Here is a 21,953-nt window from a genome sequence, read left to right on the forward strand (position 1 = left end):
GAGTCCGTGGGAGGACGGCCGGGCCTGCGAAGCGGCCGTGTTCATTGAGCTTCTCACAGCCACAAGACGGAGACGGCATGAACACGATTGAAGTGGGACATGCCAGGGAGAAGCTCGCCGTGATCCACAATGCGATTGGGTGAGGCTCCAAGAGTTGGGCTTTGCAAGTGGCCCAACGACATCTGCTTCGACCCATACGGGGGCGATGACCCACTTCCGGCCGTTCGACAGGCAATTCTTCCTCTCCAGCTTCGGACATTCGTTCATCAGTAGGATTATGCTCTCGCTCCTTCCTTCGACACTCTCCGGCATCGCGCGCCGAAACATTGAGATTCTGAGCTCTTTCGCTTCTGTGGCTCAATGGGAAGCATGACAATGTTGGGATTGCTGTAGGCGAGGAATTGGCGGCAAGCGCGTATCGACAGATGGAAATGCTGTGGCTTCGCTCATGCCCGGCAAGGAAAAGCGCACGCATATGCGCACGATCAGCCAGATCACGAAGGGTGAGGAGTTGAGGCGCCGGAGTGAGAGGACGGCTTGGCTCCGGATAAGGCATTTGGCCATGCTATGAGCCGGGATGGGCGCCTGCCACCTTGGTTCGACAGCACCCCGATCAGAAGGTGCCGGTTTCCTCTCCCCGTTGGTGGTCAGGATGGTCAGCCGATCGATCTAGATTGTGAGCACAACTTTCCCGCCCCCGCCTTTCTCTAGAAGCTCATGCGCTGCTCGAGCCTCACTGAGCGGCATGCGCCGGTTGATCGGCAGCACGAACTTGCCGTCGCGCAGATCGTCGGCGAACTCACGAAGCTTTGCGGGGTCCGGCTGCGCAAAGACCCGACTGATCTCGATCGAAGCATGCTTGGCGGCGTCCTCGGGCAGCACCGAGGTATAGCCGAACCGACCTCCTGCCTTGACCTTCCTGAGAAGCCTCGCCGCCGTGTCACCGCCCACTGTGTCGGCAACGCCGTCGACTTGGCTGAGCGCAGCCAGCGCATCCTCGTCGTCAATCGCGACGGATGCCGGCGCGCCGAGGCTCTCCGCTTCCGCGAGCTGATGCCCTCGGACGCCGGCGATAACGGTGGCGCCGAGCTTCATCGCCGAGTGGACGGCCGCCCGCCCGACGCTGCCAAGCGCACCACTCACCAGGATCGTCTGGCCCGCCATGGCCTGCGTCGCGACCCGCACGAGCTGGTCGCCCGTCATCGATACCAGCGGCAGTGCCGCCGCATCGATTGGATCGACGCCGTCAGGCAGATGGGTCACGAGCTTACCCGGCACCGCCACCTGCTCGGCATAGGTCGCATCGGTGAGTGCGATCACGCGATCGCCGACGACGACGTGGTGAACGTCGCGCCCGACCGCCAGTACCGTGCCACTGACGTCCTTGCCGAGAATGGCGGGCAGCTTGAGCGGGAAGTCTTTCTGCCGCGTACCCGAGCGGATCTTCCAGTCGATCGGGTTCACACTGGTTGCGACCGCAGCGATCAGCACGTCGTCGGCGCCAATGACGGGATCGGCGACGCTTTCCTCATAGTCGAGGACCTCAAGACCACCGTATCGGTGGATGCGTACCGCTCTCATCGTCTGCCCTCTAAAAGCTTAGCCTATCGCCTAACGCGCACCGCCGTATGGCGATGCGCGGTCGGGCGGGTTTACCGTCATCTAGCTTGTCGGGGGCGCACCGCTTCGCCCACATCGATCGCGCTCGCGACAAGGTCGTCCCTATCGACCGATCTACCGCGATCACGTCTTGGCCGCGAGCTTTGCGCCCGCTGCCGTCGCGATGCCGAAGGCAACATGGTTGGCGGCGTGCATACCGATCGTGCCGGCGTCCGCCTGCCACTCAGGCTTCTTCACGCCCAGGAGCGGTCCGGTGATCCAATGCATGGCGCCGTAGAAGGCAAGGCCGAAGGCCACGCCGGACGGGATGACCCCGGCGTCCTCATTCACCGTCGCCGCGAACACGGCACCGGCCGCCGCGGAGAGCAGCAGATGGCCGCCCTGGATGACCGCCTGCTCGGCTGCATCGGGCAGGCGATCCGCCCGAGGCACAGGGTGGACTCCAAGCCGGCGTGCACTTGTGCGCTCAAGATCGGCAAGTTCAGACGGCTTGCCGCTCTTTCGCTCGCCTGCGATCATCAGCGCGGTGATCCCAAGTCCGGCGACGAGCCCGCCTGCGATCGCGCCGGCCATGCGAGTTCCGTTCATCTCGCTCTCTTTCTCTCTCACCATCAGGCCACGCCGTGCGCGCTGTCGCCACCGGTCACCGAATAGGTGCCGCCGCTCGCCATTCGCGCTGCGTCGGAGGCGAGGAAGACGACCATCGGCGCGACGTCCGCTGGGTCGATCCACGGCACGCCAAGCGGCGTCTTGGCAATCATCACCTGCCTAGCCAGTTGCTCGTCCTTCGCTTCGTCCCCGGTCGGCTGCTTGCCGCCGTCCTCTATTGCCTGAGCGTATCGGTCCTCGTGCCGGGTCAGCGCGGTGTCGATCAGCCCGGGGATCAACGCGTTGACGGTGATGCCATACTCACCGAACTCCAGCGCGGCTGACTTCATCAGGCCGATGATCCCCCATTTCGTCGCCGAATAGGCCGCACCATGCTTTGTGCCGTGCTGCCCCTGCGTCGAACTGGTGACGATAACGCGGCCGTGGCCCGTCGCCTTTGCACGGTCGCGGATCGCGGGGGCGAAGGCGCGCACGGCATTCATCGTGCCGGTTAGGTTGACGTCGATCTGATCGTGCCAGTCGATGTCCTCCATCTCCAAGATCGGCTTGAACGCTTGGATACCGGCGTTGGCGAACAGAATGTCGATCGCACCGAACGTCTCGACCACCTTGGTGGCGGCCTCGCGGAGCGCCGGCAGATCCCGCTGATCGAGCGTGATCGCCAGCCAGCGCCGCCCCGTCGCTTCGACCACGCGACCGGTCGCGCAGAGCTCCTCGGGCGTAGCGGCCGCCAAGTCGAGAATGGGGCTGACCGGCCCCGCGATGTCGATCCCGACAACGTCGGCACCAGCCTTTGCAAGCGCTTCGGCTGCGGCCCGGCCGATCCCTCTCGCCGCGCCCGTCACCACGGCTACCTTGCCTGAAAGATCAGCCATTCGCCGGCTCCTTGTTCTTGGATGCGATCACAACGCGATCGCGGTTTTTAGGGATGGCCTTGAACGTGTCGGCCGGCACGCCGAAGATCGCGCCAAGTACGTCGGGCGGGATCGCTGATAGCGATTCCACCAGGCCGATGTCGTCGTCGGGCTCGGCCACGCTGGTGTTGAAAACGATCAGAACAACGAGGTCATCTGTTTCGCTGGCGTTCTCGAAATAGTGGAAGTGACCCTGCGGCGCGAAGACAAGATCGCCCGCCTTGCCCTCGAACGCGTCGCCGGTGCCGCCCGGCCCGACCAGGCTCCAGCGAACCTTACCCGAGACGACAAAATTCATCTCCCAGGCAGACGGGTGCCAGTGCGGCTCGCGCACGCCACCGGGCGCGAGCCGCGCGAGATATACCGACCCCTGCTGCCCCTTAAGCACCGACCAGTTGTCCGCCACAGCACCGCGCAGGTCGCCACCGTCGAAGCGGCTCGGCGCTGCACTCGCAAGGTGGAATAGGTGCTGATGCGTGGGGTCAGCTCCACCACCATCCGTCATCGCAAAGCTCGGCTTGCCGCCGGGTTTGCTGGCAGCGTGATGCACTGCGGCGTTGTCGGCCGCCTGCGTGTCGAGATCGTCCATCTGCTCAGCGCCGCGCGATGCGGAGGGCCGCGAACGCGACTGGCAGCGGCTGTCCGTTCTCGACCTTGCCGGGCCAGGAAGCGGCATTGGCGAGCGTCGAGGCGATCGCATGCTCCTCATCGGGGCTATCAACCGGAAGCACGAACTCCTGCCCGCTCGCCGGCCCCTGGGCCGGGTCAAAGCGGCAAATGGTGACGTCGAACTTCGTCAGTTCGGCCGCGCCCTGGACGGGCGGTAGTGCCGAAGGCGTCATGCAGCCTCCACCATCTTGCGCGTCATTGAGGCCTTGCCGATGGCGCAAACGGTGTCCGCCCCATTTCTCAGTAAACCGGTCGCCATCGATCTCTCCTGTTCCAGCGGCGCTCCGCTGTTCCCTGCACAAACCCTTGGGGACTGTGGCGGGTTCACAGCTACAGTAAAGTTTTTAGACGACGAACCACGTGCACCGCCGATCAGGATGGTCGCACCGTCGAAGGCAGGCGAAGGCCTTCATGACGTCGATGGCCAGGGGCGATTGTGGTGCGGCGTAGGTCGTGGCAAACACCACCCGGCAGATCATCAGCGGCGTCCGTGAACGTCTCTGATCCTTGAAGCGATAAAGTCCTCAGCGACCTTGTGTCGGACAAGGAGGCAGGAATAGACGCTGACCTGCCGATCGGAATGACCCAAGGCTTGTAATAGCAACCTTTACTTTGGGCGGGACAGATTGATCGGCTAGCCCCTGCTGCTAGCACTAACGTGCTGACGTAGAATCAGGCGGTAAATTCGTGACGCGGTTAAGTTATTCTGTCGGCAGGTCGTTCGATCCGCCGTAAGGTTAGATTAATGCGGCCTCCTCCGGTAAATCCTTCGTCCGTCAGCAACGGCGAGGAACCGGGCACGATGCCCTCCACTCCGTGATAGATCAGCCGGGCCGGGCCACCGAACCAGACGACATCGCCGCTGCGCAGGCGCAATCGGCGCACGGCATCCTTCCTACTCATACCGCCGACGAGAAACGTCGCATCGTCGCCGAGCGACACGGACACGACCGGCGCGTCGAGGCTGGACTCGCCCTTGTCCTGATGGAGCCCGAGCCGAGCCTCGCCATCATAGAAGTTAATCAGGCATAGATTAGGCTGTATCACCTCCCCGGTCAGCTCTTTCCATAGGTCCAGCAGGTTCGAGGGAATCTGTGGCCACTGTTTTCCGGTCTTGGGATGACGCGATTGGTATCGGTAGCCGCCCTCGCGATCCGTCACCCACCCGAACGTGCCCGCGTTGCTCATCTTTACACTGAGCGGCGCCCCGGTCTTTGGCATGGCCTGTTGGAAGAGCGGTGCCTCCGCGAGCACCGCGCGGATATCCGCCAGAATAGCGCGCTGTCCGGCCGCATCGTAGCAGCTAGGCAAATAGTAAAATCCCACCGGCAAATCGACTGCCTCGCCGTCGAAGAGAGTAGGATATTGTCTTTGTGGTCTAGCAGCCATGGGGGAACTCCTGTGCGTCGCCGTCACTGCTGCGCACCTAACTATGTAAGTCGCCCGCGGTTGACACGCCACACCGGTCACAGGCGGCATGCCTTCCCTCACCCCGCGCGCGGATTACACGAGTAGCCGTCGAGAATGACAATGAACTCCTCGATTATCTCGGCTGGTGAGCATCGATCGTGCCGGATGCTCACTTAAAGCGAGGCGACATTCAGAGCTGAGGGGCTGCTTCCCGAAAGCAGCCCCTCATCCATTACCCAGGCGGAAGGCTGCTACCGCCCGCGACGCCGGTTGTTGCGAGCGAGCCCATCCAACTATAGGTTGCCGTTCACCCCGTTCTTAATCGAGATGGCGTCGAGCAGTCCCTTATTTAGACGCCAAGAGCGTAACTTTGTGAATTTGCGGGGGCTCGGCGAAGAGTTCTTCCGCCTTGTCCATCAGCGCCGCGGCAACCTTGCCAACCAGATGCGCCTGCCGATCGTCCTCCGTATCGAATGTGTCGAAGATCGCGTATTCGCCACCGCCTTCTTGGATCGCGTACCAGGTCAAGGTGCCGGGTTCGGCTTGAACGAGCGGTAGCGCCGAGGTGAGAAATTCGGCGACGTCGCTTTCCTTACCGGGCTTGGCCTTCAGCGGCACGTACAGCGCAAATTTAGGCATGACCAACTCCTCAAGAAAACGGCCGACTTTCGGCCGACTATAAGACGAATGAGCGTGTGAGAACGATGCACCACATCAAGCGATCGATTTCGTCTTGGTCGAAGAGACGATAGTTTTTCGTACCGGTTCGATTACGCGCCAATCCTAACCGTGCACACCCTACGAAAAACCGGTGCCCACGCCATGCGTACCAATGTTAGTTTGCCCGTGGCAGTGACCAACATATACGCCTATCTTCAACAGAGAGCCGAAAACATTTGACGGAGCGAAAGCACATGAAATGCGTGACGCTGCCAGGCGGGGACGTCGTTCCTTCGATGGGTCAAGGCACCTGGAAGATGGGTGAACGTGCCGAGCGGCGATCCGATGAGATCGCCGCGCTGCGCGCCGGTGTCGAGCTGGGCATGACGCTCGTCGATACCGCTGAAATGTATGGTGATGGTGCTGCGGAAACGCTGATCTGCGAGGCGCTGGGCAGCCTTCGCGACCAGTTGTTCCTCGTCAGTAAGGCGTATCCACAGAATGCATCGCGCTCCCGCCTTGCCGGCGCGTGCGAGGCGAGCCTGAAGCGGCTCGGTACCGACCGGCTCGACCTCTACCTGCTCCACTGGCGGGGATCGGTGCCGCTCGCCGAGACAGTGGAGGCAATGGAGGCGCTGAAATCAGCGGGGAAAATTCGGCATTGGGGTGTCAGCAACCTCGATACCGACGATATGGACGAGCTTTTCGCTGCCGGCGGGGATGGCTGCGTGACCGACCAGATCCTCTACAATCTCGTCCGCCGAGGCCCCGAGTTGGACCTGTTGCCGTGGCTTGCCGATCATAAAGTGCCCGTCATGGCGTATAGTCCCGTCGAGCAGGGACGACTCTCAAGCCATCCCGCCCTCGACAAAATCGCAGCTGAGGTTGGTGCAACCCCTGTGCAGGTCGCACTCTCCTGGACGTTGCGGCACGATGGCCTCATCGCCATCCCGAAAGCGAGTTCGATCGCACACGTGCGGGAGAACCGCGCGGCCGCAGATATCGTCCTCTCCGACGCCGACCTTGCAACACTCGACGCTGCATTTCCCCGGCCGGGCGAGGGCCACCCGCTCGAAATGCTCTAGCATCGTATGGCGATATCCTCTCTCGAAGCAACCGAACGCAAATCGGATCGCCTTGAGGCGTTCATGGACGCGGTACTGGCAATTGCCATCACCCTTCCGGTGGTCGAACTGCACGCGCCGAAGCCTGAGGACGGCGACCTTGCAGCGGCGTACCTGAAGCTGGCCCCGGACTACGCGGCCTACGCCCTAAGCGTAATCCTGATAGGTCTTTACTGGGCTTCAAGCCACTTTACTGGCAAGCTTCTGCAAAAAACCGATCATGGCTACAACCTGCTGAGCATCGGCTTTCTTGCCGCTGTCAGCATCACGCCATTTCCTGCGCGGCCGCTCATCGAGCATCTCGGCGGTGACGCGGAAAGCAAGACCGCCGTCCTGGTCTATCTGGGCGTGGCAGCAGCGCCTGCGACGTGGTGGCTCGTGCGTTGGGTCTATGCAACCGCGAGGGGGCTTCCAGACCAGCGTTTGACGGACGCCTACCTCAGGCGAACAACCCTCAAATTCGCCGTCACTGCCGGAGCCTATTGGGCAGCCTTCGCCCTAGCTTTCTACAATTGGCGTGCTGGACTGATCGTCGCGGGAATCGTGACGTTGAGCTACATCGTTCCACCAGCAAAGCCCACATACAAGCCAGACCAAGAACCGGAGAATGGTTGAAATTGGCTATCGACTCGGCATGGCGGATGCTGACTTCGGTTCATCAATCCAAGATTTTATCGATCGTGATCGGAAGGGATCGGATCCGCTTGCCAGTCGCATGGTAGATCGCGTGGCGATCGCCGCAGCCGTGCCGACAATCCCGATCTCGCCCAGTCCCTTCACTCCAAGTGGGGTCACTTCGGGGTCGGGTTCGTCAACGAAGATCACCTGGATGTCGTGAACATCCGCATTCGCAGGCACGTGATATTCGGCGAAGTTGTGGTTCATCCAGCGACCGAGCCGGTGATCGGAGAATGTCTCCTCATGGAGCGCCATGCCGATGCCCATTACTACGCCACCCAAAATCTGGCTGCGCGCCGTTTTCGGATTGATGATGCGGCCGGCAGCGACCGCATCGACGATGCGGGTGACGCGCACCACGCCCAACTCCTCGTCCACCTTCACCTCTGCGAAAATCGCGCTGTGGGTGTTCTTCGACTTGTGCATGCCCTTCCACATGTCGCCGAAGCCGGGGGCCGCGGTCTCCTCCTCTTCGATCTGCGTCAGGTCCGCGGCACGCATCGCGTCGCCGAACGGCACCCGGACGGTCGGCGCGTCCTTCAACACAATGCAGCCATCCTCAAACAGCACCTGGTCTATGGTCGCCTCGCCGAGCGGTGCACCGGCGATCTTGCCAGCCGCCTTCAGGAGCTTCTTGCAGACCGCCTGGCACGCTAGTTGAACCGCCGCGCCGGACGATGCCGCACCCCAGGACCCGCCTTCCACAGGGGCGGTCGGCAAGTCGGAGTCGCCCAGCCTGGCGGTGATCTGCTCAGGGGGCAGGCCGAGCGTGTCGGCCGCGACCAGAGCCATCACCGTGTAGCTGCCGGTGCCGATATCCGAAGTCGCGCACGCCACTTCCAGATGACCGTTAGCGGTGAGCTTTGCGCTGGCGGACGTCTTGGAGAATTGCGCGTCCCACATGCCGGTAGCGCAGCCCCACCCGACCAGCTCCTTGCCGTCGCGCATCGACCGTGGCTCGGCCGAGCGCTCGCTCCATCCGAACGCCTCGGCTCCCTCGTGGAACGCCTCGCGCAGCGCCTTGCTGGTGTACGGCGTGCCGTTCATCGCATCGATGGGCGAGTAGTTGATGAGCCGGAACTCGAGGGGATCGACCTTGGCGACATAGGCCATCTCGTCGATCGCCATCTCGAACAGCGTCATGCCGGTCGCCGCCCCGGGCGCGCGCATACACGTGGCGCAAGCAGGCGCGATTGGGCAAGCTGGGCGGCGTAGTCCCCGCGCTGCCGGCATTCGCCGAGGTGCGGGTGGCCGCGGTCGCCGCACCTGCACCGCAGCCGGCGACGCCCACGCCCGGCTTCATCTGCATTGAGTTGCCGGGCGGCGTGCGGGTGAGCGTGGACAGCTCGGTGGATGCCGGCGCGCTGGCACGGGTCTTGTCGGTGTTGGGATGAGCCCGGCGCCCTTGCCGACACGGGTGTTCCTGGCCCGCGGCGTGACCGACATGCGCAAGGGGTTCGACGGCCTCGCGGTGCTGGTGCAGCAGGTGCTTGAGCAGAACCCGCACTCGGGCGCGCTGTTCGCGTTCCGGGGGAAGCGGGGTCACCTCGTCAAGCTGCTATGGTTCGACGGCCAGGGTCTTTGCCTGTTCTCGAAGCGGCTCGACCGTGGCCGTTTTGTCTGGCCGGTGACGGCGACCGGCTCGGTGACGCTGACGCCAGCGCAGCTGTCGATGTTGCTGGAGGGCATTGACTGGCGTCGGCCGGAGCGGACGTTCGTGCCGACATTGGCAGGCTAAGAACGCCGGTTTTGCGTGGCTTTTGCTCGCCCGTCGGCATGCGATCTGCTATGCAACCGGGATGTCGGAAGCGCCCGTTTCCTCCTCTGATGCCGCTGCGCGGATTGCCGCGCTAGAGGTTTCGCTCGCCCGGGCCAATGCCGCGCTCGCCGCCCGCGACCTGCTCATCGACACGCTGCGCGGACATCGCGCGGCTGCGCCGGATGCAGTTCGGCGCGTCGTCGGAGAAGCTGGGCCGCGAGATCGCGCAGCTCGAGCTGGCACTGGAAGAGCTGGAAACCGAGAGCGCCGTTCCCGATGTCGAGGCCGCCGCGCCCAACACGCCAGCACGACCGGCACCGGTGCGTGCCTTGCCGGACCACCTGCCGCGCGAAGAGGTCGTCCACAAGCCGGCATCGGGCGCGTGCACTTGTCCGGACTGTGGCGGCACGCTGCGCCGCGTGGGCGCGGACACGCACGAGATGCTCGACGCCATGCCGGTGCGCTGGCGGATCGTGCGGCAGGTGCGGCCGAAATAAAGCTGTCGGTCCTGCGAGAAGATCGTTCAGGCGCCCGCACCGCCCAAGGCGGTTGCACGTGGCAAGGCGACGTTCACGACGCTGGCGCATGTCGTCGTGTCGAAGTTCGACCACCACCTGCCGCTGTACCGCCAAGCGGAGATGATGGCGGCGCAAGGCCTTGGCATCGACCGCTCCACGCTCGCCGGCTGGACCGAGCAGGCCGCGGCGCTGCTCGACCCGGTCGTCAGCCGCATCCGCGACGCGGTGCTCAAGGCCGACAAGATCCACGCCGACGACACGCCGGTGCCAGTGCTCGACCCCGGCCGGGGCAAGACCGCGACCGGGCGGCTGTGGGTCTATGCGGCCGACGACCGCGCTTCCGGCAGCACGACGCCGCCCGCGACGTAGTACCGCTTCACGCCTGACCGCACTGGTGCTCATCCACAGGCGCATCTCGCCGACTTTCGCGGCTTCCTCCAGGCGGATGCCTATGCCGGCTATGACGGCCTCTACCGCAGCGGCGTTACCGAAGTGGCGTGCTGGGCTCACTTCCGACGCAAGGTGTTCGACCTGCACGAGCGCTCGTCCACGCCGCCGCTGACCACCGACGTTCTCGAACGCATCGGCGCGCTCTACGCCGTCGAGGCCAAAGTGCGCGGTCAGCCGCCGAATGAGCGTCATCGTGCCCGGCGGGACCAAACCAGGCCGCTGGTCGACGCCTTGCGCGAGGTGCTCGACGCTGCCCTTCGCCGCCTGTCGCCCAAGTCCGACATGGCCAGGGCCATCGCCTATGGCACCAAGCGCTGGCCCGCGCTCTGCCGCTTCCTAGACGACGGCCGGCTGGAGATCGACAACAACATCGCTGAACGGGCGCTGCGCGGCGTCGCTGTCGGACGCCGAAACTGGCTGTTCGCCGGCTCCAAAGCAGGCGGCGAGCGTGCCGCCGCCATCTACACCGTCATCCAGACCTGCAAAGCCAACGGCGTCGACCCACAGGCCTACATCGCCGACGTCATCGCCAGGATCGCCGACGACTGGCCGGCCAGCCGCTGGGACGAACTCATGCCGTGGCACTGGGCGGGAGCAACAGATCAGCCCATCGCGCTAGCCGCGTAATCTGCGGCCCTCAAGCCACGCTTACTGTAGGTCCGTGGTCAAGCGACCCACTTGCGGTCATTCGCGGCCTCTTCCTGGCTCCCCAACTTCTGCCATCCGTTCAGTTTTGCGGCACAGAAGGCGCTGATTCTCTGCCATGTCCGCTGCCGTGCCAGGTTTCGCAAAGGATGATGAGGCGGCAAAGCTGCTGCCAGCCAGCTAACGGGCTGCCGGCTGCATAAGCTCTATCGTGATATGATCGGGGCCTGAAACGTAGGCCACCAACGTTCCCTTCCGTGGACCACCCGGGATCGGCAGCGGATTACCTTTCGCCTTCCATCCTGCTGCCTCGACGCGGGCAATGGCGGCATGAATATCTGTAACGGTCAGAGCTAGGTGGGCCGCTCCGATCGATCCCGCGCCGTTGGGCACCGTGCCGTTCTGGAGCCCGTTTGAATATTCCAACAGTTCGACCACGGAGCCGTCTTGTGCCTTGACGATCGCCGTTTTCACACTCGGATCATCGACACCTGTCACCTGATGCAGGAAGTCGCCCCCCATCTCCGATTGCCGCTCAAGCGTGAAACCGAGCGCTCCCGTCCAGAACCGAACGGCTTCGTCCAAAGACGACACAGCGAAGCCTGTGTGGTCCACGGCAATTACGTTTGCGGCGTCCGTCATTACTGCCCTCTCACTGGTATGCCGCCCGTGCTTACCGCGCGACCGTTCACCATCGTAAACCGCTTTTCCAGAACCCGTCCCCGCAAACTTCACCGACATGGGATGGTGGACACGGGAAATGGAAAGGCTTCGAGCCCCCTTAAAGCAGCTAGTTCCAGGATGCGAACGGCCTTACGAGCAGACGAGCGTGGTCAGGCGGCGATCAGGCCGCCAGCGGCTGCCGAGACCCACATTCCGCCGTTCAGCAGCTTCAGTGGGGTGCCCAGCTTCGGATGCTCGTTAATGTGAGTTGGTCGAGGCTCCAGATGCTGCATCGAGGGCTGGGAGTGGCCCTTCCTGTGCCTCGACGTCGCGACTAGGAGCGTCCGGTTGCGCCGACACCGGACATCTGTGGACCAGCCTAATGTCGGCGCCCGGAAGGTCATCATCGCGGCAGGAATTGCCTGATCGCGTCGGCGATGTCCGTCGCATGCGTTTCCAGCGCGAAATGTCCAGTGTCGAGGAAGCGGACATCTGCATCCGGCAGATCGCGCCGGAAGGCTTCAGCTCCAGCCGGGAGGAAGAACGGATCGTTCCTGCCCCAGATCGCCAAGAAAGGTGGGCTGTGCTCGCGGAAGTACGCTTGGAATGCGGGGTAGAGCGCAACGTTGCTGGCATAGTCGCCGAACAGGTCGAGCTGGATTTCGTCAACTTCCGGCCGCGCTATATACCAGGCGTCCAGCGCGCTGCCATCCGGCGAGACTGCGCTGACGTCCGGCACGCCATGCTCGTATTGCCACCGGATCGACTTCGGCGTGAGAAGTTCTCGCAGCGTCTGGCGATTGGCGCCCGTCGGTTCGCGCCAATAGCGCTGGATCGGATTCCAGCCAGTGCTCAGCCCTTCCTCATACGCGTTGCCGTTCTGCGAAATAATAGCGGTGACCCGCTCGGGATGGGCCATCGCGAGCCGAAAGCCCGTCGGCGCGCCGTAATCGAAAACGTAAAGGGCATAGCGGTCGAGGCCGATTACCTCGGTGAAGCGCTCAACCACCTTGGAAAGTGCGTCGAAGCTGTATGTGAAGGTCGCCCGCGGCTTGATCTCGCTAAGACCGAAGCCTGGCAGATCGGGCGCGACAAGGTGGAAGCGGCCGGCCAGCAGCGGGATCAGATCGCGGAACATGTGACTCGACGACGGGAAGCCGTGCAGCAGCAGCAGCAGTGTCGGCAGACCGGGGTCGCCCGCCTCGCGATAGAAGATGGCATGGCCGTCGACGTCGGCGGTGCGGTAGCGCATCTGGGTCATGACTTTTCCTTGTTTGGGAACACTGCCGCCCGGCGACCGGCCGGGCGGCATGTGCGGTGTCAGCCCTGGGCGGCCATCGATCGAGCGACGTCGGCAGCACTGATGCCTTCGAGCGCGAGGCCATAGCCGGTGCCCTCGTCGATCAGGCGGCGCAGCGGCTGGGTAATCGCCATGCGGGTGTAGCGACCGGTCAGCGGCGGCAGCGCGGCAATGCCGTCAGCGATCTCGTGCGCGCGGGCGAGCAGGCGATCGGCTGGCACGATCTCGTTGACCGTGCCATAGCTCTTTGCCGTTTCAGCATCGAGGACCTGACGCGTGAGCAGGAAGTAGCGGCCACGGATCGAGCCGATGACGTGCGGCCAGAGCAGGTGCACGCCGTCGCCCGGCACGATGCCGAACTCGAAGTGCGGCTTGTCCTGGAACACGGTTTCGGGGGTGGCGAGGATGATGTCGGTCAGCAGCGCATATTCGCTGTGGAGCAGCACCGGCCCGTTGAGCGCGGTGATCATCGGCACCTCGATGTCGAGAATGTTCGACAGCACCTTGCGGCCCTCACGCAGGATCTTGTCGTAGCCCTGGGGGCTGAAGAAGTCGAAGCCCTCGGGATCGATCGTATCCATGAACGCGTCGCCGGTGCCGGTCAGAATGACCGCGCGATTGTCGCGATCCTCGCCGATCTGGTGGAACAGCTCGACGAACTGCTCGTGCGTATGCCCGTTGAAGACGAGCTTTCCGCCACCCGTGTGCAGGGCGACTTCAAGCACGCCATTGTCCTTGCGGGTCAGGCGGGCGTTGGGGAAGGCGTCACGATATGTTTCGAACTTGGCCATGGTGCTGATCCCTTGTCCTAAGGCCGACCGGAAGCGGCGGCGTGGGGATTAGCTAGGCGCCTTGGCGCCGGAGCGGACGATGGCATGAGGCGATAAGGCTTATGCCGGAGCGGAATAGATGCCATCCAACGCCGCCTCGACGAAGCTGGCGAACGCGCGGGCCTTGGCACTGCTCATGCGGCCGGCGGGGAACACAGCCCAGAGGTCTATCGGCGGAAGCGACCAATCTTGTAAAACGCGCCTGACCCGGCCGCTGGCCAACTCTGGTCCGAACATCCAGTCCGACCCGATGGTCAGGCCCATGTCGGCGAGCACTGCCGCGCGCAATCCCTCAGCCGCGTTCACCCGCACCCGGCCGCGTACCGTGACCGACGCTACCGTTCCTTCGCGCGTAAACGACCATGCATCGGTCAGTTGGCTGTAGATGATCGTCTCATGGTCGGCGAGATCGGCGGGGCTCTGCGGCTCGCCGGCGCGCGCGAGATAGGCGGGCGTGGCGAAGACCGATCGCCCGCCCGTCGCCAGCCTGCGTGCGACGGCGGACGAGTCCGGCAGCGCACCCATGCGCAGGGACACGTCGATGCCCTCCGCAATCAAGTCGATCACGCGGTCGTCGAGGATGACGTCGATCTCAAGTTCGGGATGTTCTTCAAGAAATCGTGGTAGCAAGGGCAGGATGTACAGGCGTGCGAAGGTCGTCGCCGCTGAGACGCGCAGGCAGCCCGACAATCCCGCCCCCGCGCCACGCGCGGCCAGCTCCGCCTCGTCGGCCTCCTGGATGGCCGCCTTGGCCCGCTCGTAGAAGCGTATGCCCGCCTCGGTCGGCGTGAGGCGATGCGTGGAGCGCGTCAGCAGGCTGACCTGGAGGCGACCCTCGAGCTGCGCGATCGTCTTGGAGACGGCGGGCTGGCCGACGTTGAGCTGGCGGGCGGCGGCCGAGAAGGAGCCGGTCTCTACCACACGTACAAACGTCGCCATCGCCTGATACCGGTCCACGTCATTCCTCCTCGGAATGAGCGTTATCGCCCCGACCCGCCTGCCCTGTCGAGAGGGAAAGGGGCATCTGCTCCTCACACCATTCGAGGAGCCGCCCCCATGCTCGACGTCTACGCCTTCGCCACACCCAACAGCATCAAGGTGCCGATCGCGCTCGAAGAACTCGGGCTGGACTACGAATTGCACGGCGTGAACGTCCGCAAGGGCGAGCAGAAGGCGCCGAGCTTCGTCCTGTTGAACCCGAACGCCAAGGTACCGGTCCTGATCGACGGCGATCTGGTCCTGACCGAGTCCGCCGCGATCCTGGTCTATCTGGCCGAGAAGACCGGCCGCTTGCTGCCCCGCTCGGGCGAGGCTCGCGCCCGCGTGTTCGAGCAGCTCTTCTTCCATGCCTCGGGCCTGAGCGCCGCCTTCGGCCAGTCGGGTTTCTTCCAGCGCTTCGCGGCCGAGCCGCAGCCGATCGCGATCGAGCGCTTCCTGGGTGAAGCCAGGCGCACCGTGTCCATGCTCGATGGCGTGCTTGCCAAGCATCGCTTCGTCGCCGGGGCCGACATCTCGATCGCCGACATCGCCCATTTTGGCTGGCTGTGGCGGCGCGAGTTCGCCGGCGTGAGCCTGGACGACGCACCCCATGTCGCTCGTTGGTACGCCGAGGTCGAGGCGCGCGCCGCCGTGCAACGCGCCATTGCGCGCGTAAACGCCCTCGTCCCCGCCGCCTGAAACCCTATTCAAGGAGAACACCCATGACCCTGCAAGCCAAACTCGACGCGTTCAAGGCCGACTTCGAGGCGGGCAAGCCGCCTTATAACGTGCCGCCTTCGGTGATCGAGACCATGCACCGGGCGACCGCCGAGCTTATAGAAAGCGGCGCTGCAACATGCGCGCTCAAGGCGGGAGACAAGGCGCCAGCCTTCACGCTCAACGATCCGGGTGGCCAGCCCGTCTCGTCTGCCGACCTGCTCGCCAAAGGACCACTGGTCGTGAGCTTCTATCGCGGCGTCTGGTGCCCGTATTGCAACATGGAGTTGCAGGCGCTTCAGGCCGCACTTCCCGCGTTCAAGAAGCTTGGCGCCAGCCTGGTCGCGATCTCGCCGCAGACGGCGGTGAACAGCCGCAAGTCGGTGCGCCAGAACGAACTCGACTTCCCGATCCTGTCGGACACGCACAACGACGTCGCCGCCGCGTTCGGCCTACGCTTCGAACTGCCCGACTATCTGGTCGATCTCTACAAGGGCCTGAAGAACGACCTCCCGGCGTTCAACGGGGACCCGAGCTGGACGCTGCCAATGCCCGGCCGCTTCGTGATCGCACAGGACGGCACGATCCTCTACGCCGAGGTGAATCCCGACTATACGCGCCGCCCCGAGCCCGAAGGCATGCTGCCGGCGCTGCGTCGCGCCGCCACCGTCTCCGCCTGATCCCCTATGCCCCGGCCAGCAAAGCGGCCCGGGGGCGCCAGCCCAGGAGCTCACATGCCCCGCACCTTCCTCATCGCCGGTGCCAGCAAGGGCATCGGTCTCGCGCTCGCGCGCCGCCTGACACAAAACGGGCATCAGGTCGTAGGGCTCGCACGGGGTGAGGCCCCGCATTTCCCCGGCACGCTCGTCCAAGTCGACCTCGCAGATGCGCCCGCCACCGACGCGGCGCTCGCCGACCTAACCGCCCGGTTCGCGTTCGATGGCGTCGTGAACAATGTCGGGCTGGTGCGGCCGCAGCGTCTCGGCGGGGTGGAAGTCGCCGCGCTGGAGGAGGTCATGCGCGTCAACCTTCACCCGGCGCTCCAGGCCGTTCAGGCGCTGCTGCCCGACATGACCGCGCGCGACTGGGGCCGCGTGGTCAACATCACCAGCCTGACCGTCCTCGGCGCGGTCGAGTGCACCGCCTACGCCGCCGCCAAGGCCGCGCTGGTCAGCTTCACCCGCAGCTGGGCGCTGGAGCTGGCGACCACCGGCATCACGGTCAATGCGGTGTCGCCAGGCCCGACCGAGACAGAGTTATTCCGTGCCAACAATGCATCCGGCAGTGAAGGTGAGCGCCGCTATCTGGCGGGCATACCGATGAGCCGCTTCGGTCAGCCCGACGAGATCGCCGCGGCGATCGCCTTTTTGCTGTCCGAAGACGCCGGCTTCATCACCGGCCAGACGCTCAACGTCGATGGCGGTGCCTCGATCGGCATGGCGGCGTTCTAGGCATCGCACAAGACATGGAGATCAGCATGACGAAGCAAACTGCCCTCATCCTCGGCGCATCGCGCGGGCTCGGTTTGGCTCTCGCCGAGGAATGGCTCGGCCGCGGCTGGAACGTGATCGCAACCGCGCGAGGCGGGTCGGACGACCTCACCCAACTAGCGAAGCGGTTTCCTGGCAGTCTTGAAATGGAGACGGTCGACATCAACGATGAGAAGGGCGTCCGCGCATTGCACGATCGTCTGGCAGACCGCCAGGTCGACGTCTTGTTCGTCAACGCTGGCATTGCCCGCGCGATCGAGCAGAGCCCCGCTACCGCGAGCGAGGGCGACTTCTTCGATATGATGCTGACCAACGCCTTCTCGCCGGTACGCGCGGCCGAGCTATTGCGCGACCTGGTGCCGGCGGGCGGCACGATCGCGATCATGACCTCCGAACTCGGCAGCATCACGAACGCGAGCGGCGGCTGGCAGCTTTATTCATCGAGCAAGGCCGCGCTCAACATGCTGATGAAGGGATATGCCGCGAAGAACGCTCGCGACGGGCACGCCTTGCTCCTCGTCGCGCCGGGCTGGGTCAGGACCAAGATGGGCGGCAGCGATGCGTCGCTATCCGTCGAGGAGAGCATTCCGCTGGTCGTGGACATGATTGAGGCGAACCGAGGAACGCAGGGGCTGCGCTACCTTGATCGCTTCAACAAGAGCCTGCCTTGGTGACCCAATCCCGGCCGTTCGCGACGCGCTTTCGGCTTCCCAACTCCGGTCGCCCGTTCATGTCGCTTGACGCCGGTTTCAGGCGTTCGGAGGTCGCGCGAAACAGCTTGAGCTGGCGGATAACGGTACGGCAGCTTTGCACCAGATCAACTACGAAGCTGCCGAGGTGGCCGTTGCCATTGCTGGTAGATAAGCTATGCGACGCCTCGCTCTCGGGGAGTAGCGGCCTCTTTTATGAGGAGCCTGTGTCAACATACTCGGCCTTGGTCGTGGCACAGGTAGGCGGTTGATTACCGTCAAGCGAGACCGACGGTTTCAGGCGGGACTCGGCCGATCCCCGTTGAAGCCGTTCCACGTCTCGGCTCGGAGTTATATCATGGCGAACGTGCCTGTTCCACCACAGCAGCCAATGCGGCTTGCGGTCGATGAGACGGCGCAGCTCACCGCTCGGATCACATGGATGTCTGTCAGCGTCGGCTTATCGTTGATGCTGCTGAAGACGGCTGTATGGTGGTTTAGCGGCTCTGTTTCATTGCTGGCGTCGGCCGCCGACTCAGGGCTGGACTTCGTCGCCGCCATGGGGACCTTTTGGGCAGTACGTGTCGCTGTAGCGCCTGCTGATGCAGAACATCGCTACGGTCACGGCAAAGCTGAGGCGTTTGCTAGTTTACTACAGGCTGGTTTAGTCTTCGCATCGGCAGCGCTGATCGGGCGAGAAGCTGTCAATCACCTCTTCCATCCAAAACCCGTTGCTGCCGAAGGTGGCGCAATAGCGGTGATGTTTGTGTCGGTCTTAATGACTTTGGCACTGGTGAAGGCACAGGCGCTCGTCATCGAACGCACACGTTCGGTTGCCATCAAAGGAGACCGTGCTCACTACCTCGCTGACCTTGTATCGAACGCCGCTGCGATTGTGGGCCTTGGCTTGGCGCGGCTTACAAATGATGCGCGTTGGGATGCATTCGCCGGCCTCCTCGTCGCCTTTTGGCTTGTTAAAGGTGCGATCGACGTGTTGCGCGAAGCATCTAACGAACTGCTTGATCGGGAGGTGGACGATGTGGATCGGGAGGAGCTAATTCGGCTCGCACTCGACGATGAAGAGGTGCTCGGGGTTCATCAGTTTCGATCTAGGAATTCGGGGCCCTTCCTCCACGTGCAGATGCATATGGAGCTTGATCCCAGACAGTCTTTGCTCGAAGCGCATGCGATTATTGAACGGGCCGAAAACCGTATCCTTTCGGCATTCCCGAACACTGACCTTGTTATACATGCCGACCCGTTTGGGCTTTCTGAAGAGCATGATCAGGATTTTGATGGGATGCCGGTTGGTCGGATTATCAATCCAAAGGCGCACACCGCCCAACAAGGATGAGATCCGTATCCTACGTTTGCTGTTGGGACCGCCGCATCGACTTGAATAGCCAGGACTGGGCAACTGCGGATGGGCAGGTTGGTCTGCAAAGGGAAATGGCTGCCCTCGCCTACCTATTGGCGCGACGACCCAAGAGGCGACATTCAGCCCCGCTCACGGCCTTCCCGAGAGCGGCCGTTCGTTCAGGCCGAACCTGACGCCGGGCAATCCAGCGCACCATCCTTCCAGCTTGATGAAAGGCTGGAAGGATGAGGAGCTTTCAGAGGTCGAACTCGACGCTCGCCAGAACCGTCCTAGGTGTGCCGGAATATGCGGTGTTCGCTCCCGGGCTGCCGACGATGTTCCCGTCGGCTATTGACGAGTAGTAACGCTTGTCGCCGACGTTGACCACGTTGAGCCGCACCGTCTCGTGGTGCCCGAACAGCGCGGCGTTGTAGCGCGCGCCGAGGTCGAACGTGGCATAGGCAGGCGCGAAGCTGTTGTTGATGTTGGTTGCGGCGCGATCACTCTCGTAGTGGAACGTGCCGGTCAGCGCGAACCCCGCCAGCACTTCCGGGTGGAAGTCGGCCGACACGTCGCTCTTGAACTCCGGCACGCCGACGACGCGCTTGTCATTCGTTGCCACCACGCCCGAGCCGATCAGCCGTGCGTCGATGTAGGTCACACCGCCGAGCAGGCTGAGCGATGGTGAGAGCGAGCCCTGACCGAACAGCTCGCCGCCCCAGTTGCGCTGGGTGCCGACGACGGCGAAGACGTTGGTCGTCGCGCTCGTTGTGGAAAGCGGCCGGGTCATGCGAAAGCCGGCCGCCGTGACGAGGAAGCCAGGCGCGAGCTCGTATTTCGCCCCCGCCTCATACTGGATGTCGCGGTAGGGCGAGAGGATCTTGTTCGCATTGGCGGTCCCGGCCGGCGCGCTCTCCCCCTGCTCCACATTGTTGGTATAGGTGGCGTAGAGCGTCAGCCGGTCGTCCGGCCGAGCGATCAGGCTGACTGTCGGGCTGAGCACGCCGTTGCGCGTGTCCGCGCTGGTGACGGCACCGGCGGCGGAGTAGCTGCGGGACGTGAGGAACGACGTGCTGAGCGTGCCCTGCAGCGCCAGCGCGTGGGTGAAGTGCACCGTGTCGCCCACGACGATCGACTGCACGAACAACCGCGCCGAGCGATACTCACCGCCGGTAGCCGGGATCTGCTTGGCTGGCAGCAGCATGGGGTTGGCGAGGTTGCCGGTGCCGAGCATCACCGCGATCGAGTTGCGGTAGCTGTACTGGCCGTTGACGAAGCCGTTTGTGCCAAGCGCCAGATCGTTGGCGAAACCAAACAGAGAGGCGGTGCCGGTCAGCGAAGCGGTATTGCTGGCGACGGTGAAACGCGGGACGGCGTTGAAGTTCTGGGTGACGGCGTAGTTGCCGGCGTTGTCAGTCAGTGTGTTGGTAATGCCGTACAGGCCGCGGACGGCGTTCTGGTACAGCCCGCCGATCTCGAGCTGCCAGCCATTGCCCAGATCATGCTTGAGCTTGGCGAGACCGGTGTCGGTGTACAGGTCCACCCCCGCGCCGCGCTGGCCATAGCCGACGCGGGTGGGATCAATCGCCGCGGGCAGCACTGTGCGAGCACCTGTGAAATAGACAATACTGCCAGGTAACCCAAACCCCTTCGTTTCGTAATGGCTGACGTCCGCCTCGATCACCGTCGCAGCGTCGAGGTGGATGTCGACGTCGGCGGCAAGCAGCGTCCGGTTGAAATGGCTGCCATCGACATAGCTCTCGCCGCCGCCATGAACGGCGTTGAAGCGATAGCCGACCGCGCCGGTGGTTTGGCTGGCGTCGATTTGGCCGGTCCACAGCCCGTTCGAATCGAAGCTGCCGACCAGGCGCAGCAGCGGCGTCTCGGTCGGGCGCTTCAGCCGATAGTCGAACACGCCCGCCGGTGACTGCGGGCCGTAAAGCGCACCACTGAGCCCATTGAGCACTTGGATACCGGCGAGGTTCTCAGCCGGGATCGCGGTGGTGCCGATGATGTTGAGCCCGTCGAGCCGCGTGTCCTGGACGATGCTGCCCTGGAACCCGCGCGATTGCGGCCGCGAGATCTCGAAGCCCTGCTGATCGCGCACCTCCACCGAGGGCAGGTAGCGCAGCGTGTCGTTGACGGTACGCGCCTGGTTGTTGACGATCAGATCCTCGGGAATCGTCGTGATGGAAGCTGGCGTGTCCTTGATCGGCTTGTCGCCGAGCGGCCCCAGGTTCACGGTTTTGGCGGAGTAGACGGGCTGCTCGCCATAGCCCCGCTCCGCCGTGACGACGACCTCACCGCCGCTTGTGGACGGGCTAGCGGTCTGAGCCTGTGCCGGCACGGCGGCGGCCGTTGTGGCACAGGCAATGAGGGAGCGGCCGAAAAAGGTGAGATAGCGCAACAGCAGTTCCTTGCGGGGATGTATACAGTCGAATACAGTTTCCCTGCCGGAAATTACGCGGCAGCCCTAGTGAAAACATCGCCATTCTGCAGTGCCGGCCTAGCCGTTGCCCATTTGAGCGAGAAGCCGATCGATGCGGGTCTTGATCCTTTGGGCGCTGGCCTTCGTGATCTGCCCGTCCGCTGCTTCGGCCGAGCCAGTCGAGGTCTATGCCGCTGGAAGCCTCCGCCCGTTGTCAGGCCCCTCGCTGCCGTGCTGCCGTCATGAGGATCGACCGTTGAGGTACCCTGATCATTAACGACCTGGAGCGACCGCCGGGGGGGGCCTCGAGCCGGCAGATCTCAACTCGGACGGTCACACCATCGCGGCTTACTTCGCGAGACAAGCCAGACGTAATTAGGTCTGGACAGTGATCGGCCACGCTAGCCTTTTCGCTGTATGGGTAGCGCGCCGGGATGGCCCCGCC

At 63.8% G+C, this 21,953-nt stretch carries 22 protein-coding genes, 1 pseudogene and 1 riboswitch; of the genes and pseudogenes, 10 read left to right on the forward strand and 13 right to left on the reverse strand.

From position 1 onward, the window contains the following. Positions 1-669 precede the first annotated feature (669 nt). From L8F97_RS20375 to L8F97_RS20405, 7 genes are all read right to left on the reverse strand, one after another. A complete protein-coding gene (locus tag L8F97_RS20375; protein WP_242154288.1) occupies positions 670-1,581 on the reverse strand; it encodes an NADP-dependent oxidoreductase in 912 nt (303 codons plus the stop codon). Between the two features lie 162 nt (positions 1,582-1,743). Continuing rightward, complete coding sequence (locus L8F97_RS20380; RefSeq protein WP_242154290.1) at positions 1,744-2,193, reverse strand: hypothetical protein; 450 nt, start codon at positions 2,191-2,193, stop codon at positions 1,744-1,746. A 38-nt stretch (positions 2,194-2,231) separates the two neighbouring features. After that, positions 2,232-3,104 carry an SDR family NAD(P)-dependent oxidoreductase gene (locus L8F97_RS20385; RefSeq protein WP_242154292.1) on the reverse strand — a complete coding sequence of 291 codons (873 nt, stop codon included), beginning with the start codon at positions 3,102-3,104 and terminating at the stop codon, positions 2,232-2,234. After that, positions 3,097-3,732 carry a cupin domain-containing protein gene (locus tag L8F97_RS20390; RefSeq protein WP_242154293.1) on the reverse strand — a complete coding sequence of 212 codons (636 nt, stop codon included), beginning with the start codon at positions 3,730-3,732 and terminating at the stop codon, positions 3,097-3,099. The genes L8F97_RS20385 and L8F97_RS20390 overlap by 8 nt, the downstream gene beginning before the upstream one ends. A gap of 4 nt (positions 3,733-3,736) precedes the next feature. Beyond that, the gene (locus tag L8F97_RS20395; RefSeq protein WP_242154294.1) at positions 3,737-3,985 is read right to left on the reverse strand and encodes a hypothetical protein; all 249 of its coding nucleotides are present in this window, start codon (positions 3,983-3,985) and stop codon (positions 3,737-3,739) included. A gap of 523 nt (positions 3,986-4,508) precedes the next feature. After that, a complete protein-coding gene (locus L8F97_RS20400) occupies positions 4,509-5,201 on the reverse strand; it encodes an alpha-ketoglutarate-dependent dioxygenase AlkB (protein ID WP_242154295.1) in 693 nt (230 codons plus the stop codon). Between the two features lie 366 nt (positions 5,202-5,567). Continuing rightward, a complete protein-coding gene (locus L8F97_RS20405) occupies positions 5,568-5,861 on the reverse strand; it encodes a putative quinol monooxygenase (RefSeq protein WP_242154296.1) in 294 nt (97 codons plus the stop codon). Positions 5,862-6,136: 275 nt separating this feature from the next. Between L8F97_RS20405 and L8F97_RS20410 the strand changes: the two genes are divergently transcribed. Beyond that, positions 6,137-6,967, forward strand: a complete 831-nt coding sequence (locus L8F97_RS20410; protein ID WP_242154297.1) for an aldo/keto reductase — start codon at positions 6,137-6,139, stop codon at positions 6,965-6,967. A gap of 6 nt (positions 6,968-6,973) precedes the next feature. Beyond that, positions 6,974-7,621, forward strand: coding sequence for a TMEM175 family protein (locus tag L8F97_RS20415; RefSeq protein WP_277925109.1), 648 nt, complete (start codon positions 6,974-6,976; stop codon positions 7,619-7,621). Between the two features lie 6 nt (positions 7,622-7,627). Here L8F97_RS20415 and L8F97_RS20420 read toward each other — a convergent pair whose 3' ends face one another. Next, positions 7,628-8,854, reverse strand: a complete 1,227-nt coding sequence (locus tag L8F97_RS20420; protein ID WP_242154299.1) for a xanthine dehydrogenase family protein molybdopterin-binding subunit — start codon at positions 8,852-8,854, stop codon at positions 7,628-7,630. Between the two features lie 23 nt (positions 8,855-8,877). On the opposite strand from L8F97_RS20420, the gene L8F97_RS20425 reads away from it, so the two are divergent. The 3 genes and pseudogenes from L8F97_RS20425 to tnpC all read left to right on the forward strand — a co-directional run bounded on the left by L8F97_RS20425 (position 8,878) and on the right by tnpC (position 11,038). Next, the gene (locus L8F97_RS20425) at positions 8,878-9,078 is read left to right on the forward strand and encodes a hypothetical protein (RefSeq protein WP_242154301.1); all 201 of its coding nucleotides are present in this window, start codon (positions 8,878-8,880) and stop codon (positions 9,076-9,078) included. Next, positions 9,075-9,422: an IS66 family insertion sequence element accessory protein TnpB gene (gene tnpB / locus L8F97_RS20430; protein ID WP_242154303.1), complete on the forward strand. Its 348-nt coding sequence runs from the start codon at positions 9,075-9,077 to the stop codon at positions 9,420-9,422. Before L8F97_RS20425 ends, tnpB begins: the two co-directional genes overlap by 4 nt. 61 nt (positions 9,423-9,483) lie before the next feature. Continuing rightward, positions 9,484-11,038 (forward strand): annotated as a pseudogene (gene tnpC, locus L8F97_RS20435) (IS66 family transposase). A 198-nt stretch (positions 11,039-11,236) separates the two neighbouring features. Here tnpC and L8F97_RS20440 read toward each other — a convergent pair. From L8F97_RS20440 to L8F97_RS20455, 4 genes are all read right to left on the reverse strand, one after another. Beyond that, positions 11,237-11,698: a VOC family protein gene (locus L8F97_RS20440; RefSeq protein ID WP_242154304.1), complete on the reverse strand. Its 462-nt coding sequence runs from the start codon at positions 11,696-11,698 to the stop codon at positions 11,237-11,239. A gap of 424 nt (positions 11,699-12,122) precedes the next feature. After that, positions 12,123-13,031, reverse strand: coding sequence for an alpha/beta fold hydrolase (locus tag L8F97_RS20445; protein ID WP_242154306.1), 909 nt, complete (start codon positions 13,029-13,031; stop codon positions 12,123-12,125). An 8-nt stretch (positions 13,032-13,039) separates the two neighbouring features. Further along, on the reverse strand, positions 13,040-13,810 hold the full coding sequence (locus L8F97_RS20450) for an enoyl-CoA hydratase/isomerase family protein (RefSeq protein WP_242154308.1): 771 nt from the start codon (positions 13,808-13,810) through the stop codon (positions 13,040-13,042). Positions 13,811-13,909: 99 nt separating this feature from the next. Continuing rightward, entirely contained in the window at positions 13,910-14,806 is an 897-nt protein-coding gene (locus L8F97_RS20455; protein WP_242154310.1) for a LysR family transcriptional regulator, read from the reverse strand. A 99-nt stretch (positions 14,807-14,905) separates the two neighbouring features. On the opposite strand from L8F97_RS20455, the gene L8F97_RS20460 reads away from it, so the two are divergent. The 5 genes from L8F97_RS20460 (at position 14,906) to L8F97_RS20480 (ending at position 19,077) form a co-directional block, all read left to right on the forward strand. After that, positions 14,906-15,526 (forward strand): glutathione S-transferase family protein, encoded by a 621-nt coding sequence (locus tag L8F97_RS20460; RefSeq protein WP_242154313.1) that lies wholly within the window; start codon positions 14,906-14,908, stop codon positions 15,524-15,526. A gap of 23 nt (positions 15,527-15,549) precedes the next feature. Next, a complete protein-coding gene (locus L8F97_RS20465; RefSeq protein ID WP_242154315.1) occupies positions 15,550-16,224 on the forward strand; it encodes a peroxiredoxin-like family protein in 675 nt (224 codons plus the stop codon). 54 nt (positions 16,225-16,278) lie between these two features. Next, positions 16,279-16,995, forward strand: a complete 717-nt coding sequence (locus tag L8F97_RS20470; protein WP_242154316.1) for an SDR family oxidoreductase — start codon at positions 16,279-16,281, stop codon at positions 16,993-16,995. 26 nt (positions 16,996-17,021) lie between these two features. Further along, the gene (locus tag L8F97_RS20475) at positions 17,022-17,708 is read left to right on the forward strand and encodes an SDR family NAD(P)-dependent oxidoreductase (protein ID WP_242154318.1); all 687 of its coding nucleotides are present in this window, start codon (positions 17,022-17,024) and stop codon (positions 17,706-17,708) included. 209 nt (positions 17,709-17,917) lie between these two features. After that, a riboswitch (yybP-ykoY riboswitch) is annotated at positions 17,918-18,003 on the forward strand. A gap of 78 nt (positions 18,004-18,081) precedes the next feature. Next, positions 18,082-19,077, forward strand: coding sequence for a cation diffusion facilitator family transporter (locus tag L8F97_RS20480; protein ID WP_242154320.1), 996 nt, complete (start codon positions 18,082-18,084; stop codon positions 19,075-19,077). A gap of 259 nt (positions 19,078-19,336) precedes the next feature. Here L8F97_RS20480 and L8F97_RS20485 read toward each other — a convergent pair whose 3' ends face one another. Beyond that, positions 19,337-21,487 (reverse strand): TonB-dependent receptor, encoded by a 2,151-nt coding sequence (locus L8F97_RS20485; RefSeq protein WP_242154322.1) that lies wholly within the window; start codon positions 21,485-21,487, stop codon positions 19,337-19,339. Positions 21,488-21,953: the final 466 nt, after the last annotated feature.

Origin of the sequence: Sphingomonas sp. BAUL-RG-20F-R05-02, assembly GCF_022662305.1 — a bacterium.
GTDB lineage: Bacteria > Pseudomonadota > Alphaproteobacteria > Sphingomonadales > Sphingomonadaceae > Sphingomonas.

Bases quoted from the DNA above. Each gene is read 5' to 3' on its own strand.
- L8F97_RS20390 (WP_242154293.1), bottom strand. From the start codon at position 3,732: ATGGACGATCTCGACACGCAGGCGGCCGACAACGCCGCAGTGCATCAC.
- L8F97_RS20380 (WP_242154290.1), bottom strand. From the start codon at position 2,193: ATGGCCGGCGCGATCGCAGGCGGGCTCGTCGCCGGACTTGGGATCACC.
- L8F97_RS20405 (WP_242154296.1), bottom strand. From the start codon at position 5,861: ATGCCTAAATTTGCGCTGTACGTGCCGCTGAAGGCCAAGCCCGGTAAG.
- L8F97_RS20475 (WP_242154318.1), top strand. From the start codon at position 17,022: ATGACGAAGCAAACTGCCCTCATCCTCGGCGCATCGCGCGGGCTCGGT.
- L8F97_RS20480 (WP_242154320.1), top strand. From the start codon at position 18,082: ATGGCGAACGTGCCTGTTCCACCACAGCAGCCAATGCGGCTTGCGGTC.
- L8F97_RS20410 (WP_242154297.1), top strand. From the start codon at position 6,137: ATGAAATGCGTGACGCTGCCAGGCGGGGACGTCGTTCCTTCGATGGGT.
- L8F97_RS20385 (WP_242154292.1), bottom strand. From the start codon at position 3,104: ATGGCTGATCTTTCAGGCAAGGTAGCCGTGGTGACGGGCGCGGCGAGA.
- tnpB (WP_242154303.1), top strand. From the start codon at position 9,075: ATGAGCCCGGCGCCCTTGCCGACACGGGTGTTCCTGGCCCGCGGCGTG.
- L8F97_RS20440 (WP_242154304.1), bottom strand. From the start codon at position 11,698: ATGACGGACGCCGCAAACGTAATTGCCGTGGACCACACAGGCTTCGCT.
- L8F97_RS20460 (WP_242154313.1), top strand. From the start codon at position 14,906: ATGCTCGACGTCTACGCCTTCGCCACACCCAACAGCATCAAGGTGCCG.
- L8F97_RS20415 (WP_277925109.1), top strand. From the start codon at position 6,974: ATGGCGATATCCTCTCTCGAAGCAACCGAACGCAAATCGGATCGCCTT.
- L8F97_RS20465 (WP_242154315.1), top strand. From the start codon at position 15,550: ATGACCCTGCAAGCCAAACTCGACGCGTTCAAGGCCGACTTCGAGGCG.
- L8F97_RS20445 (WP_242154306.1), bottom strand. From the start codon at position 13,031: ATGCCGCCCGGCCGGTCGCCGGGCGGCAGTGTTCCCAAACAAGGAAAA.
- L8F97_RS20400 (WP_242154295.1), bottom strand. From the start codon at position 5,201: ATGGCTGCTAGACCACAAAGACAATATCCTACTCTCTTCGACGGCGAG.
- L8F97_RS20395 (WP_242154294.1), bottom strand. From the start codon at position 3,985: ATGACGCCTTCGGCACTACCGCCCGTCCAGGGCGCGGCCGAACTGACG.
- L8F97_RS20450 (WP_242154308.1), bottom strand. From the start codon at position 13,810: ATGGCCAAGTTCGAAACATATCGTGACGCCTTCCCCAACGCCCGCCTG.
- L8F97_RS20420 (WP_242154299.1), bottom strand. From the start codon at position 8,854: ATGCGCGCGCCCGGGGCGGCGACCGGCATGACGCTGTTCGAGATGGCG.
- L8F97_RS20375 (WP_242154288.1), bottom strand. From the start codon at position 1,581: ATGAGAGCGGTACGCATCCACCGATACGGTGGTCTTGAGGTCCTCGAC.
- L8F97_RS20470 (WP_242154316.1), top strand. From the start codon at position 16,279: ATGCCCCGCACCTTCCTCATCGCCGGTGCCAGCAAGGGCATCGGTCTC.